This is a genomic window from Streptomyces sp. NPDC044044 (assembly GCF_056434405.1).
This window is the reverse complement of sequence record NZ_JBWKFG010000014.1, coordinates 123,365-137,629: the sequence shown is the minus strand read 5'-3', so window position 1 is coordinate 137,629 and position 14,265 is coordinate 123,365. Positions and strand designations below refer to the sequence as shown.

The 14,265-nt window shown below is 70.8% G+C and carries 11 protein-coding genes; 5 read left to right on the top strand and 6 right to left on the bottom strand.

The annotated features are described in order from the left end of the window. Nucleotides 1-75: 75 nt before the first annotated feature. Nucleotides 76-360 (top strand): hypothetical protein, encoded by a 285-nt coding sequence (locus tag AC07AG_RS40425; RefSeq protein WP_478761944.1) that lies wholly within the window; start codon nt 76-78, stop codon nt 358-360. Nucleotides 361-461: 101 nt separating this feature from the next. On the opposite strand, the gene AC07AG_RS40420 is transcribed toward AC07AG_RS40425, so the two are convergent. Both AC07AG_RS40420 and AC07AG_RS40415 read right to left on the bottom strand, forming a co-directional pair. Beyond that, nucleotides 462-3,245 (bottom strand): zinc-ribbon domain-containing protein, encoded by a 2,784-nt coding sequence (locus AC07AG_RS40420; RefSeq protein ID WP_478761874.1) that lies wholly within the window; start codon nt 3,243-3,245, stop codon nt 462-464. A gap of 216 nt (nt 3,246-3,461) precedes the next feature. Next, a complete protein-coding gene (locus AC07AG_RS40415) occupies nt 3,462-4,154 on the bottom strand; it encodes a demethylmenaquinone methyltransferase (RefSeq protein WP_478761873.1) in 693 nt (230 codons plus the stop codon). A gap of 236 nt (nt 4,155-4,390) precedes the next feature. Here AC07AG_RS40415 and AC07AG_RS40410 point away from each other — a divergent pair, with 236 nt between their 5' ends. Beyond that, nucleotides 4,391-5,431: a chitinase gene (locus AC07AG_RS40410; protein WP_478761872.1), complete on the top strand. Its 1,041-nt coding sequence runs from the start codon at nt 4,391-4,393 to the stop codon at nt 5,429-5,431. A gap of 96 nt (nt 5,432-5,527) precedes the next feature. On the opposite strand, the gene AC07AG_RS40405 is transcribed toward AC07AG_RS40410, so the two are convergent. The 4 genes from AC07AG_RS40405 to AC07AG_RS40390 all read right to left on the bottom strand — a co-directional run bounded on the left by AC07AG_RS40405 (nt 5,528) and on the right by AC07AG_RS40390 (nt 11,347). Beyond that, nucleotides 5,528-6,163, bottom strand: coding sequence for an amidohydrolase family protein (locus tag AC07AG_RS40405; RefSeq protein WP_478761870.1), 636 nt, complete (start codon nt 6,161-6,163; stop codon nt 5,528-5,530). Between the two features lie 7 nt (nt 6,164-6,170). Then, complete coding sequence (gene mqnC / locus AC07AG_RS40400) at nt 6,171-7,370, bottom strand: cyclic dehypoxanthinyl futalosine synthase (RefSeq protein ID WP_478761868.1); 1,200 nt, start codon at nt 7,368-7,370, stop codon at nt 6,171-6,173. A 155-nt stretch (nt 7,371-7,525) separates the two neighbouring features. Further along, nucleotides 7,526-8,251: a prepilin peptidase gene (locus AC07AG_RS40395; RefSeq protein ID WP_478761866.1), complete on the bottom strand. Its 726-nt coding sequence runs from the start codon at nt 8,249-8,251 to the stop codon at nt 7,526-7,528. A 99-nt stretch (nt 8,252-8,350) separates the two neighbouring features. After that, nucleotides 8,351-11,347 carry a BTAD domain-containing putative transcriptional regulator gene (locus AC07AG_RS40390; protein ID WP_478761865.1) on the bottom strand — a complete coding sequence of 999 codons (2,997 nt, stop codon included), beginning with the start codon at nt 11,345-11,347 and terminating at the stop codon, nt 8,351-8,353. A gap of 593 nt (nt 11,348-11,940) precedes the next feature. Between AC07AG_RS40390 and AC07AG_RS40385 the strand changes: the two genes are divergently transcribed. The 3 genes from AC07AG_RS40385 to AC07AG_RS40375 all read left to right on the top strand — a co-directional run bounded on the left by AC07AG_RS40385 (nt 11,941) and on the right by AC07AG_RS40375 (nt 14,231). Next, entirely contained in the window at nt 11,941-12,570 is a 630-nt protein-coding gene (locus AC07AG_RS40385; protein WP_478761864.1) for a hypothetical protein, read from the top strand. A gap of 2 nt (nt 12,571-12,572) precedes the next feature. After that, on the top strand, nt 12,573-13,643 hold the full coding sequence (locus AC07AG_RS40380) for a hypothetical protein (protein WP_478761862.1): 1,071 nt from the start codon (nt 12,573-12,575) through the stop codon (nt 13,641-13,643). A gap of 156 nt (nt 13,644-13,799) precedes the next feature. Next, a complete protein-coding gene (locus AC07AG_RS40375) occupies nt 13,800-14,231 on the top strand; it encodes a barstar family protein (RefSeq protein WP_478761860.1) in 432 nt (143 codons plus the stop codon). Nucleotides 14,232-14,265: the final 34 nt, after the last annotated feature.

Below are 14,265 nucleotides of genomic sequence, written 5' to 3'. Positions count from 1 at the left end.
CCGCTGGGGGTGACGCCCGTGCCGAAGGCACCCAGGACAGACGACGAAGTGCGCGTGCCGCGGCTGATCGGTCTGATGGCCGTCGACGCACGCGAGTCGGCGGCGAAGCACGGCGTGCTGCTCGCGGCGCCGGACCGCCCCGACTTCCACCTCGTCGTCGTCGACCATGTCGTCCGGCAGTACCCGCTCCCCGACATGTGGATCCCGCGCGACGCCGTCGTCACCGTCTGGTTCGAGCTCGGCCCCGGTGAGGGCGACGGCGGCGCGGGAGTACGCGAGCCGCGCCGCCCGGGGCCTCCGGACGGCGGGCTGCGGAAGGAGCTGGACGAGCCGGGGAACGAGGTCGGCGCCGCGCTCTGACGCCGCCGGGTCCCTCCGCCTGTGCCTCGGACAGCCTGTGGCCTGTGCCTCGGACAGCCTGTGCCGCAGACGGTCCCTCAGGCGGTCTCTGAGGCGGCCCCTCAGCCGTTGATCCGCCAGTGCTCCAGCGCGGTCCTGTGGGTCTTCTCGCCCTCGCCCGTGGGCCAGAAGTCCGCGCGCCAGGAGAGCTGGATGGCGTACTCGGTGCCGTTGTCCGCGACGTAACTCTGGTTCAGGGCATGGATCTCGCGGCCCGCCGTGTCGGTGTAGGTGTACTCCCAGATCGCGCCGCTGCGCCCCTGGAAGGTGTTCGGCTCAAGACGGATCCGCTCGTAGTCCGACTTCTTCGGGTCCTTCTTGGCGTCCTTCTCGATGGTCGTGAAGTTCTCGTACGAGGTGTACGGGGCGTTCGGGACCACGCCGACGATGAACTCCTCCCTGCCGGTCGACCCCGCGTACACGACCTGGCCCGGCCGTTCCTCGCCCTGCCGGGTCCAGCCGTCGGGCACGGCGAACTCGAAGCCGTTCACGTCGGACGCCAGGTCGTACCCGGCGGGCAGTTCGGGGCCCTCGTCCACGGTGCCGGGGGTCTCGCTCGGCTCCTCGGTGGGAGTGAACGCGGGGGACGGCGAGGGCGCCCCTGTGGGGTCCTGGGTGGGGCCCTCGGTGGGGTCCTCGCTGCGGCTGATGGCGGGCTTGTCGTCCTTGCCCCCGGCCTTGTCGGCCTTGCCGTCGTCGTTGTTCTGCCAGAGCAGGACGCCGGCCGCGATGCCGCTGCCGATGAGGAAGGCGGCGGCGAGGGTGCCGGCCCAGAGGGCGGTGCGGCGGGACTGGGGGGTGACAGGGGGCCGCTGGTGCAGCTGGAAGGTGTTGGGGTCGTAGGCACCAGGGGCGTAGGCCGCGGGGGCATAGGCCGGGTTCGCGGCCGGGTCGTACCCGGGATGGGGCGCCGGGGTGGCGACTCCGGGCGCGGGGGCGTCGCTTGTGACGGGCCCCACGGCACCGACGGCACCGACGGCACCGATGGACCCGACGGCGCCTTCGGTGGGCGCGGTGGCCACGGAACCGGGATCGCCGGGAGCGCCGGTGGCGCCGGGCGCGCCCGCGGGTCCTGCCGGCATCGGAGGGGCCTGCGGCATCGGTGCCACGACGCCCGTCCGCTGCCCCGTCAGCTGGAGCAGGAACGGCGCGATCAGCGCGGCGACGAACACCCAGAGCAGCCCGAACAGCAGCGCGTCCGGCACGCTCACGCCCGCCTCGAAGCTGCCGTTGCCCGAGCCGCTCCCGCCGACGCCTCCGCCTCCGCCTCCGCCGAACTCGGACGACGCGCTTCCGGTGGCGTCGACGCTGAATCCGCCGAGCCCGGCGATGAGCAGGAAGAGCCCGAAGAAGACGCCGGCGGCAAGCAGTTGCTCGCCCCGGTGCGCGGAGCGGCGTGCGGCAAGGACGCCGATGGTCAGCGCACACACGAGCCCGAGCGCCAACGCGCCCACGATCGCCCAGTCGTTGGTGACGTCGCCGAGCTCGGAGAGCCCGAAGGACTCGCTCTCGTAGCCGCCTCCGTACGACGAACTGCTCCCCTGCACCGACGCGTCGAGCGGCGCGCCCCAGCCGAGACCGAGGGCGGCGGCTCCGAGGTTCGGCAGCAGGAGCAGGGCGATGAGCAGCGGGGACACGTCCGCGTCGTCGAGGTCGGTGAGGCCTTCGAGGTCGTCGATCTGGGCGAGGCTGATGAACGCGACGACCGAGCAGAGCGCGAGCACGATCGCGAACGCCCGCAGCGCGGTGCCGGTGGCGCGGAACGCCGCCTGCCAGCCGGGACGTTCCGCCAGCCAGTGGGCCAGGTCGTGGCGGTGCAGCACACCCCCGGAGACGGCGATGGCGAGCACGAAGGCACCGAGTGCGGCGAGCACCGGCGAGGAGGAGAGCTCGACGCCCTCGATCTCGGGCTGCGCGAAGAGGCTGAGCACGAGCGTGCCCACGGTCACCAACAGGGTGACGCGCACGGCCGATTCGAGCCCCGCCGTGCCGCCGCCGAGGCCTCCGGAACGGATGAGGACGCGGGTGCGCAGGATGCGTACGCCGATGAAGAGGGCCCCGATCCACAGGGCGGTGGCGGTGAGCGGAATGAGGTGCAGCGCGGCGGTGCCGTCGAAGGCGACGTCCACGCTGGAGCTCTCGCTGCCGAAGAGGGACGACTGCTGCCGCTCGCTCCCCGAGATCTCGAAGCCGCCGCCGACGGCCTGGAGCAGCAGCGCGAGAGCGATCCGCATCCGCTCGCCGAACCCGACGACGACGTCACTGCCGTCGCCCTGCCCGTAGGAGGGAATGGCCAGCGCGACAGCCGCGACGAGCACCAACCCCAGCGGCCACAGGGCGGCTTGCGCGGCCCCGGCCCAGTCGCCCCGGAACACCCGTCCGAAGAAGGCACCGAGGGGCGAGGGAGCGGCGGGCGCCCCCGGGACGTACGCGGGAGGGGGTGGAAGCGCGGGCGCGGGCAGGGAGGTCGCGGTGAACCCGGGGCCTGCGGGCGTGACTTCGGGGGTCGGGGCGTCGGGGGCCGGAGCGTCGAGGGCCGGAGCTTCGGGCGCCGGAGCTTCGGGCACCTCACCGGCAGGCGCATCGGCAGGCGAACCGGCGGGCGCATCGGCGGACGCATCGGCGGACGCATCGGACTCAGGCTCCGCCGCTGCCGCTGCCGCCGCCGCTGCCGCCGGGGTCTCACCGGAATCCCCCACGCCGGTCGGGCCGCCGAGCTCTGCCGCAGGCAGCTCCGCGAGCCCCGCGTCCACCGTCGTGTCACGCGGACGCTCTCGCCCGCACTTCATGCAGAAGCGGGCCTCGTCAGGGGTGGGTGCCCCGCAGTGAGGGCAATGCGACGCCATGGGAACGCTCCGTCATTGGGGAGATGACCAGAAGGACCGACCCGTACCGAAAGATCCCGCGGCGGCCGGTGCGAAAGAGCGGCTTCGCATCGACCCGTCGCGTCGGCGGAGTCGTATCACAACGGACACATCTTGCCCTGCGGCTGGTTCCCGTCAACTCGGTTCACAACGCGGGATTCTGCGCGCTCCCCGTCCAGGCGTGGAAAGGCCGCAGGCCTAAGCCTTGAACCCCCGGTGCAGGGCCACGACCCCACCCGTCAGATTCCGCCACGCCACCTTCGACCAGCCCGCGTCCTGCAACCGCGCGGCCAGCGTCGGCTGGTCCGGCCAGGAGCGGATGGACTCCGCGAGGTAGACGTACGCGTCGGGGTTGGAGGAGACCGTGCGCGCGACCGGCGGCAGCGCCCGCATCAGGTACTCCTCGTAGACCGTGCGGAACGGCGCCCACGTCGCGTGCGAGAACTCGCAGATGACGACCCGGCCGCCGGGCTTCGTCACGCGGTACATCTCCCGCAGCGCCTCGTCCGTCTCGTGGACGTTGCGCAGGCCGAAGGAGATCGTGACGGCGTCGAACGTGTCGTCCTTGAACGGCAGCTTCGTCGCGTCCCCCGCCGTGAACGGCATCCAGGGATGGCGGCCCTTGCCGACCTGGAGCATGCCGAGCGAGAAGTCGCACGGCACGACATACGCGCCCGCCCTCGCGAAGGGCTGCGACGAGGTCGCGGTTCCCGCGGCGAGGTCGAGGACCTTCTGCGCGGGCCGCGCGTCGACGGCCTTCGCGACCTCCTTGCGCCACAGCCGGGCCTGCCCGAGCGACAGCACGTCGTTCGTCAGGTCGTACTTCTCCGCCACGTCGTCGAACATCGAGGCGACTTCGTGCGGCTGCTTGTCCAGAGATGCGCGGGTCACCCGACCATTGTGGCAGTACGGGCGGCAGCCGGAGGAAGCGGCTCACGGAAGCGGCTGCGGCAGCAGCCGGGGCCTGCGCCGGGCGACGCCACTCGTTCCCTGTACGTTGAAAAGCCAGCCCGGCCAGTCCAGCCGGCCCATTCCCCTGGTTCGGGGATCTTCACGGCAGCACGCGAGAGACGCGAGTGCGAGTGCGAGAGCAAGTGAGCGAGTAGAACGTGCGGAACATACGAGGCGTGCGGAATACCCGGCGCTCGCTGAAGCCGACCGCCGGTCTCGGCTGTCTGGTCGGGTGTCTGGTCGTGCTGGTGTGCTCCGGATGCTCGGAGTCCGGCAGCACGGAGGCCCGGTCGGGCACGTCGCCCTCCGAGGCGTCCGCGACGCCCGAACCCACCACCGCGTACGCCCCGTACGTCAGCGCCACGACCGCCGGGGACAGCGACAGTGCCGGCACCCCGTCGGCGTACAACGTGGCCTTCGCCGTCGCGGACGGCAGCGACTGCACGCCCGTGTGGGGCGGGACCACGGACGTCGACGACGCCGCCGTGAAGTCCCGGATCGCGAAGCTGAAGTCCTCGGGCGGCACCGTCCGTGTCTCCTTCGGCGGCGCGGCGGGCAAGGAGCTCGCGCTCACCTGCGACAGCGCGTCCGAACTCGCCGACGCCTACGCCGCGGTCCTGGACGCCACCGGCGCGACCGAGGCCGACTTCGACATCGAGGGCGACGCGCTCACCGATTCCGCCTCCGTCGCCCGCCGCTCCGAGGCGATCGCGCTGCTGCAGAAGAAGCGCGACCTCAAGGCGACGTTCACGCTGCCCGTGATGCCGTCGGGCCTGACCGCCGACAGCGTGGCGCTGCTGGAGTCCGCCAACGACCACGACGCCAGGGTCTCGACGGTGAACATCATGGCGATGAACTACGGCACGTCCTACGCGGGCGACATGGGCGAGTACGCGATCACGTCGGCCACCAAGGCGCACGCCCAGATCAAGAAGACCTTCGGCCTCTCGGACAGGAACGCCTGGCAGGGGCTCGCTGTCACCGCGATGATCGGCGTGAACGACGTGAAGGGCGAGACGTTCACGCTCGCGGACGCGGCCCGGCTCCGGTCGTACGGCGAGAAGAAGGGCCTGGCCTGGGTCTCGATGTGGGCGTCGTTCCGCGACCGGGAATGCCCGGACGGCACTTCGACGGCCAAGGCCCAGGACACGTGCAGCGGGGTGGAACAGCAGGCGGGGGCGTTCGCTGAGGCGCTGTCGGGCCGAAGCGCCCCGTAAAGGGGCGCGGGGACTGCGCGACAGGCCCCGCCGCGCCGGGCCCGCGGAAGACCCCCGCACCTTCCTCCGGCGCGGCGCCTACCTCCAGCGCGGCGCCTACCGCCGCCGGTGCACCAGACGTCCGCCGAGCACCGTGGCGACGCAGGCGACCCCGCCGCGCTCGACCAGTGCCGCCTCGTCAGGCACATCGAAGGCGGCGAGGTCGGCACGCCCGCCGACGGCCAGCGGTCCGTGCACCGTGCCGGCCAGGTCGATCCCCTCGACGAAGGGGTCGAGGTCAGGACCAGTCGTCAGCGGCGGCGCCAGCCGCCACGCGCCCGGCACCTCGCGCAGCCCCGACCGCGCCACCGACTGCCGCACCCCGTCAGGGAAGTCCCCGCCGACGTGCGTCGTGCCGTGCGCGAGCATGCGCTGCAGACCGCGCCGTACGCTCCCCGCCCACCGGGCGTCGTCGTCGCACTCGAAGTCGGCGATCGGCTCGGTGCCGAGCTCGTCGGCCTCACGCGGGTCGGGGTGGTAGACGCGCGTCAGGAGCCACCGGCCGTGCCACTGCCGAAGCCCCGGAGTGATCACGCCGGGCCACTGCCTGACGCGGGCGCGCGGCTGGGCGGCCACCACGTCCTCGTACGGTCCGATGGCCGCGATCCGGTCCCCGTCGACGAGGACAGCGCCTTCGGCCACCGGCGCCGCGCCGACCGGAAGGACCAGCGGCGCGGCGTGAATCGTCAGCACGGCGGCCTCAGTTGGAGGCGAGGAGCTTCAGCTCGGGGTGGGCCGTGCCGCCCTCGATCGCCGTGGACGAGATGTGCGAGGCGACGCGGTCGTCGGTCGGGTCGTTCGCCGGGTCGTCGTGCACGACGAGGTGCTCGTACGTCGTGGCGCGCTGGGCCGGGACACGGTCCGCGGTGCGGATCATGTCGATCATGTCGCGCAGGTTGTTGCGGTGCTTGGCGCCGGCGGAGGAGACGACGTTCTCCTCCAGCATCACGGAGCCGAGGTCGTCCGCGCCGTAGTGCAGGGTGAGCTGGCCGGCCTCCTTGCCGGTGGTCAGCCAGGAACCCTGGATGTGGGCCACGTTGTCGAGGAAGATCCGCGAGATCGCGATCATGCGGATGTACTCGAAGATGCTGGCCTGCGTCCGGCCCTTGAGGTGGTTGTTCTCGGGCTGGTACGTGTACGGGATGAAGGCCCGGAAGCCCCCGGTCCTGTCCTGGGTGTCGCGGATCATCCGCAGGTGCTCGATGCGCTCGGCGTTGGTCTCGCCCGTACCCATGAGCATCGTGGACGTCGACTCGACGCCGAGCCCGTGGGCGATCTCCATGATCTCCAGCCAGCGCTCGCCGCTCTCCTTGAGCGGGGCGATGGCCTTGCGCGGCCGGGCCGGGAGCAGCTCGGCGCCCGCGCCGGCGAAGGAGTCGAGCCCGGCGGCGTGGATGCGCTTGATCGCCTCCTCGGCGGAGACCTTCGAGATGCGGGCCATGTGCTCGACCTCGGAGGCGCCGAGGGAGTGGATGACCAGCTGGGGGTAGGCCTTCTTGATCGCGGAGAAGTGCTCTTCGTAGTACTCGACGCCGAAGTCCGGGTGGTGGCCGCCCTGGAACATGACCTGCGTGCCACCGAGCTCGACGGTCTCGGCGCAGCGCCGCAGGATGTCGTCGAGGTCGCGCGTCCAGCCCTTCTTGGTGTCCTTCGGAGGGGCGTAGAAGGCGCAGAACTTGCAGGCGGTCACACACACGTTGGTGTAGTTGATGTTCCGCTCGATGATGTACGTCGCGATGTGCTCGGTCCCGGCGTACCGGCGGCGGCGGATCGCGTCGGCGGCGGCGCCGAGCGCGTGCAGCGGGGCATCGCGGTAGAGGTCGAGCGCCTCTTCGGCGCTGATCCGCCCACCTGCGGCGGCACGGTCGAGGACGGACTGAAGTTCGGCCTTCTCGGTCACCGGGGCGTCCCTTTCGTAAGGGTTCTGGACGGACCGATCCAGCGTACGCCAGCCGTTCGTGGCGCCCGACGTCAGGCGGCGTACGCACTGCGCGGCACGTCAGGCGGTGTACGCACCGTGCAGCACGTCAGGCGGCGTACGCACCGTGCAGCACGTCAGGCGGCGTACGCACCGACGAGCAGCCCCACGAACGCCCCGCCGATCAGGAAGGGCCCGAACGGGATCGCCGTCTTGCGCCCGGCGCGGCGGGCGATGACGAGCGCCGCCCCGTACAGGGCGGCGAGCAGGAACCCGGCGAAGGTGCCGAGCAGCACCCCGCCCCAGCCGTACCAGCCGAGGACGGCACCGAGGCTGAGCGCGAGCTTCACGTCCCCGAAGCCCATGCCGTTCGGGCTGATGAGGAAGAGCACGAAGTACGCACCGCCGAGCCCGAGCGCTCCGTACAGCGCGTGCAGCCAGGAGCCGCCGTGCTCGGGCAGCAGCGCGGCGCCCCCGAGGAGGGCGAGTGCGGTCACGGCGAGCGGCAGGGTGAGCACGTCGGGCAGCCGGTGCACACCGAAGTCCACGACGGCGAGCAGGACCCCGAAGGGCGCGAGCAGCAGCCAGACGGCCAGCTCGGGACGGGCCCCCGTGGCGGCGGCGAGGGCGGCGCAGACGAGGGCGGTGGCGAGGGTGACGGTCAGGGTGCGGGGCCCGAAGCGGTCTCCTTGCGGGCACCGCGCGAGCCCGACCCAGCCCCGTACGGGGTGCCCGTCGGGGCAGCTGTCGCGCCAGCCCTCGTCGGGCGACACGGACAGGCGGTAGACGGCACGGGGCACGAGCAGCCCGGCGGCGGCGCCCCAGAGGGCGCTGCCGACGACGAGATACACCAGGGGGTACAAGTGGTTCACCCTCTAGACGCGGAGATACGGGCGGGTGGGTGGGAGACATCCGCCGCGAAGCGGCGGCCTCGAAATGCCCCACCCTCCGCAGCGAAGGAACTACCCCACGGCGGTGAGGCCACTGCGCCAGGTAGGAAGCAGCTCGTCCAGCAAGGCTTCGGTCCGGGGCGGAACGCCCCGCGCCCCACTCCGGGCAACGAGATCGGCGGCCACCTGCTGGAGCCGCGCCGGGTCGCCCACCGCGTGGGTGGCCCGCAGCAACTCGTTCCAGAGCCGCTCATCGCCGGGCGCGGAGCCAAGCGCGGCATTCAGCGCCTCGATGGCCTTCTCCGCACGCCCCTTCTCCAGGTGGAACTCGGAGAGGGCGAGCCCGATGTCGGCGACGAGCAGCGGCAGCTGCGCATCGATGATCTCGTGCGTGAGCCACGCGTACCGCCCCTGCGGCCGGTCAGCGAGCAGCGGCCCGCGCACGAGCACCAGGGCGTCGGTGAGCATCCGCCCGCGCACGGCCCGGCTGTTGGCCCCGCGCCCCTGAGTCGCCTCGTGGTACAGCGACCGCAGGACGTCCAGGTCGGAGACCACGGACTTGGCGAGCGTGAGCCGCCCGCTCTGGTCGGCCGAAAGACGCGGCGATCCGTCGGGCTCGGTGCCGAGCCACTCCCGCAGCCGCTCGACGAGCGCGTCGCGCACGTCCTCGGTGACACCGCGCGGCCACAGCGCGGAGGAGAGCACCCGCGGGTGCACGCCCTCGCGGTGCAGCAGGAGCAGCGCCAGGGCCTCGTGCATCAGCGGGCTGCGCTCGCCGTCCGGAGTGTCGAGGCCGATGATCTCGTACGTACCGACGAGGCGCGCGTACACCGCGGGCCGCCCCTGCTCGGTGACGTCGACGAGGAACGGCGGAGTCGCGGCCGAACGACCGGAACCGGCAGAGCCTGCGGCCCCGCCCTCCCCCGGGTCCGCGTCGAGGAAGAGCTCCACGACGGCCCGCTGCTGGGCCTCGGGCAGCGCCTGCGCCTCCAGCTCCAGCCCGAGCAGCGGGGCGAGGAGCTTGCCGTCGGGGGTGATCTCCATCTCCCAGGCGGCGCCCGGCAGGTCACCGGACTCGGTGCCGACGAGGTATCCGATGCCCAACCGGCTCGCGTCGGCGGCCAGTTCGGCGAGCTTCACGGCGTCGTCCCCGGTGGGCTCGGCGGCGAGCAGCACCAGGTGCGGCGCCCAGCGGGTGTGCTGGGCGGGCCCCGTACGGCCGGTGAGCACCGAGTCGTGCCCGGCCGCTCCGAGGGCCCCGCGGCGCTGCCGCGTCTCGGCCTCCATCGTCTCGATCAGCGCCTCGATGTCGTCGAGGTGCCGCAGACGGTTGGGCGCGAGCGGCGTCAGGTCCTGCCCGAAGCCGACGAGGGTGATGGTCATGCGGTCGGACCAGCCGTTGGTGGCGAGCTCGGCGGCGACGGAGGCGAAGACGGCGGCACGGTCGGCCTCGCGCCCGCTCAGCGAGACGACACCGGGCACGGCTTCGAGGTTGAGCAGCAGCCGCGAGTCGTCGAGCGTTCCGAGACTGACGAGCCCCGGATAGGGAGCAGCGGTGTCGACGTCCTCGTACCGCTCGGCGTCGGTGCGCGCCAGCATCCAGAACGTCTGGTCCTGCCCCAACTGCCAAGGAGCGGGCGGCCGTCCGGCGGGCTGGGCGAGCTGGAGGTGCAGGTCACCGCCGCTGAGCCAGGCCGCGTACACGGTGGGAAGGGCGCGTGACTCCTCGGCGAGTGAGGCGGCGAGCCCCCTCAGGGAGAGATCGAGAAGCCGTACGCCCTCGGGGTCGGCCCCCACGAGCAGCGCGTCCATCGCGTCGGCCGCGCCGCCGGTCGGCGTCGGCGGCTCCATGCCGCGACGCCCGCCGATGGCGCCCATGGCCGACTGCCACAGCGCGTGCCGCCGACGGCGGCCGAGCGCACCGAGCAGTCCGGCGGCGAGGAGCGGGGCGCCGATGAGGGCCTCGGGCAGCCCGAAGGAGAATCCTTCGGACTCGCTGCCGCTGCTGGCGACGGGAGCCTCCTGCTGCCCCTGTCCACCACCCTCGGAGGGCCGCTGCTCGGGAATGGTGATGTGCGCGGTATCACGATCGACGGAGCCGCTGCCGGAGCCGCCTTGCTGACCGCCGCCCTGCTCCTTGGCGCCGCCGCCCTGCTGGTGGTCGCCGGACTTGGCGTAGTCGGAGATCTGCTCCTTCACGTCCTGCGAGACCTTGGGCGCCTCGTCGGGCATCTCGACGAGCTCGCCGCCGTGCGCGTCCGCGGGCATCTCCATGATCCAGCCGGGCCGGATGAGGCTGGCCTCGGACAGCCGCGAGCCGTCGGGCTGCTCACGGTCCTTGTTGAGCTGGTAGATCTCCTTGTACCGGCGGCCGTCGCCCAGGTGCCGCTCGGCGATCTCCCACATGGAGTCGTGATGGCGTCCTTCGGGCGGCTGGATCCGGTAGTACTTCGTGTCCTCGCTCTTGCTCCCGTCCGCATGGGCGGCCGCCTGCTCGGCCTGTTCGGCGACGGCACTGGCGGCGCTGCCTGCCTGCTCCTGCCCGAAGAGACCGCCGGGGGTCTGCTGGGCGGAAGCGGCGGACGCGGGCTTCTGATTCCCCTCCAGGGACTGCCCGAACTGCGAGAGCCCCGGCGCGAAGCTGGCCGCGGTCGCGCCCACCAGGAGCAGGGCCGCGACGAGTTGCCGGGCGAGGAGCTGGCTGCCGCCGGCGCCGGGAATGCGGCCCGGCATGCCGACACCGGAGAGCGCGGCCTTGACCTCGACCAGCACACAGGCGGTGAACTGGGCCCAGGCGAGCCAGACGACGACGGTCAGTACGTTGATGAACGTCCCGACCGTGATCTCCTGCTGCAACCAGTCCAGCGAGGGCGCACCGCCCGGAAGCGGCCACCCCACGGCGTACGCGAGGGCGCCAGGCACGCCGAAGACCAGCGCGGCCAGCGCGACAAAGGCGAGGAACGCCTTGACGAAGTCCCCGAACGTGCGACGACGCCGGGGCAGCGGCTGCGGCGTCCGATTCCGTGGAGCCGACGGGCCGCCTGTCGAACTTGAAGTGGTGCGCGCCATGGCGGGTGTCCTGATGTCCTCTGGGAGGGAGCGGATGGGGATCAGCGGTGGACTTGCGTGGTCTTCTGCGGTCTTCGGTGGTCTTCGGTGGTCTTCAGCAGTCCTCAGCGGTCCTCAGCGGTCTTTGCGCTGAGCGTACTGAGGCGATGGTACGGAAGGGGCCGAAGGTCAGACAGGGGAATCCAGGGGCAACGGCTCTCAAGGGGCTTCGCCAGGTGCCCGTTTAGGCCCGAGTTGCACCGTAAGCGCAACTCTCCTTGCGCAATTCCCGCTCGATCCGGCCCGTTCCAGCCCCGCGATTGACCGCCCGGCGCGGGCATCCATCAGGCATTCATCGGGCGCCCATCGGGCATTCACGCCCCCGCGTCACAGTTCCGGAACGGATTCGCTGCGCTCACGTAGCACTTGAGGACCGTTCGCTTCCGTCATCACGCGGGGCGCGAGAACCTTCACACGGCCCACCAGTGCTGGTAACCCACGCCTGGTAGCGTCGTCCGGCTCCATTCTCTCCTGCACACATGCCCAACTCTGCCGAACCACCGAACCGCCGAACCACCGAACTACCGACGAACGAACTCTGGGGGACTGCAATCGTGGCCCGTCGCACTATGCCCATCGCTGCCGCTCTGGTGGCAAGCGCGACTCTGCTGCTCACCGCTTGCGGGAGCAGCGGGGGCGACAGCCCTTCAGATGAGATCGAGGGGGCGGGGAAGGGGTCGGGCAAGCCGGCGCCCTCCGCGTCGCAATCGTCGGACGTCAACCGCCCCAAGATCACACTGCCCAAGTCGTTCAAGGCTGACTTCGAGGGCTGGACGGACAGCGACCCGAAGGTCCAGTCGATCCTGAACGACGGCAAGGAACGGCTCCGCGGGACGTACGCCGCGATCGGAGAAGCCAACCCCAAGGCGGACTACTTGGCCTTCTACAGCGCCCGGTCCGCCCTTGCCAGTGGCGAGCAGTGGGTCAAGGGCTACAAGGGGCTGACGATCACCGGCGAGATCAAGGCCTCCCGCCCCGAGGCGGAGATCCGTGAGAAGGGCCGGGCGACTCTCTTCTACTGCGTGGACGAGAGCAAGGGCTTCAGCAAGGACCTCAAGACCGGCAAGAAGGAAGGGACTCCTGAAGGCGAGTCCCCCAAGGTCCAGTACCGCACGGCTCTTGAGAAGAGCGACAACGGCGTCTGGATGACCACCTCGGTCGAGACTGACCCTGGAGGGTGCTGATCATGCGCTCCACTCGCAGGACCATAGGCACCGCGGTCGTCCGGGTGATCGCCCCCTTGGCGATTGCCTCGGCCCTCCTCCCGTCGCCCGCGCTGGCGCTGGGCGGGCCGGGCCATGAAGGTGGCGGCAGCGTTGATGACAAGGGCAACCTCGGGGCCGGCGTCACCCACTCCTCGATCAAGATCTCGTACAAGAGCGGCGGAGACGGCGGCGGCAAGAAGGGGAACCTGGCGCCGATCGACCCCAACTGGAAGCCGCCGGCCTGCTGGTACGAGCCCGCCTACACGCCCGAGCAGCTCAAGAAGGCCGCGGAGGCCGGAGAAGTCGACGACGCCGGCATCCACGAATTCTGGTCGGACGCGATCTTCATCGATCACTACGACAAGGGCGAGGCCAACGACAACTTCGACGACGAGAACAGTCGTGCCGAGGGCTACAAGAACTACAACATCGGCAAGGACGGCTACTTCTGGCGCGGTGTCGCGCCGGACGACACGGACCCGGACTCCTGGGACTGCGGCCGGATCATGTTCTGGCAGGACGCAGGAACGGTCCCCGACATCCCGCACGCCCCGACGCCGAAGATGCTCGCCGAGTACGCCTACGACAAGGTGAAGGTCCCCGACACCGAGGTGGAGCTGAAGCCGGAGGCCAAGTCGACGGTCAATCTGCCCACGTGGGTCTGGCTGGACAAGGGCACGTTCAAGGACGTCAAGGTTCGCGCGGAACTCCCGAACACGGGCCTGTGGGCGGAGACCACGGCCAAGCCGAAGAGCCTGCACCTGGAACCGGGCACGGCCGACGCGGAAACCTTCCCGGCATCGGGCGAGTGCAAGATCAACGACGACGGCAGCATCGGCACGCCCTACACCAAGGGCAAGTCGAAGCAGGACCCGCCGTGCGGCATCAATTACCTGCGGGCCACCAGCGGGGAGCCGTACGAACTGAAGGCCTCCATCACGTGGGAGATCTCTTGGGAAGGCTCCCAGAACACCGGAGACGACCTGCCTGACGGCACCTTCGAGACGACCCAGGACATGGACGTACAGGAAGTCCAGTCGATCAACCGTTGAGGTCCTGACGAATTCACCGAGCGGGGGGGTGACGCAGCGATGGCGACATCGGATTTCGACGTAACGGGAACCTCGCCTCCCTGGGTCATCTTCACGCCCAAAGGCACAGCGCACGTGGACAGTCGACTGTCCGCTCTCGCCGCGAGGGGAGGCCGCGTGCACCGCTTCCCCGCATCCGCCCTGATGACCGAGCAAGGCATCTACGGTTCATTCGCGGAGGCGCTTCAATTCCCCTCATATTTCGGGAGGAACTGGGATGCCATGGTGGACTGCCTGGACGATCTGTGCGGAGCGGTCACGGGGCGAGTCGGTATCGCAGGCGTCATCCACGATGCCGACCCCCTGCTCGAAACGGAGAACTTCCCCTTGCTCATATCGGTCCTCTGCCAGGGGGCGGACCGAGCGAATTCAGAGGTGGACCTCGACGGATTCCCCTTGGAGCGACCAGCCCTCGCCGAGCATTTCATCTTCGAGTTCAATCAATTCGACCAGGAAAAGATCAAACTCAGGGTGGACCAGCCCGACCTGCTGGTCACGACTGGGGACGGTTTCGTCGCGGCTGCTCTCGACCCCGAGGAATGGCGTTGACCGGGATTCACTCGCAGGGTTTGACTGTTGACGG

Bases quoted from the DNA above. Each gene is read 5' to 3' on its own strand.
- AC07AG_RS40420 (WP_478761874.1), bottom strand. From the start codon at position 3,245: ATGGCGTCGCATTGCCCTCACTGCGGGGCACCCACCCCTGACGAGGCC.
- AC07AG_RS40425 (WP_478761944.1), top strand. From the start codon at position 76: ATGGCCGTCGACGCACGCGAGTCGGCGGCGAAGCACGGCGTGCTGCTC.
- AC07AG_RS40380 (WP_478761862.1), top strand. From the start codon at position 12,573: ATGCGCTCCACTCGCAGGACCATAGGCACCGCGGTCGTCCGGGTGATC.
- AC07AG_RS40390 (WP_478761865.1), bottom strand. From the start codon at position 11,347: ATGGCGCGCACCACTTCAAGTTCGACAGGCGGCCCGTCGGCTCCACGG.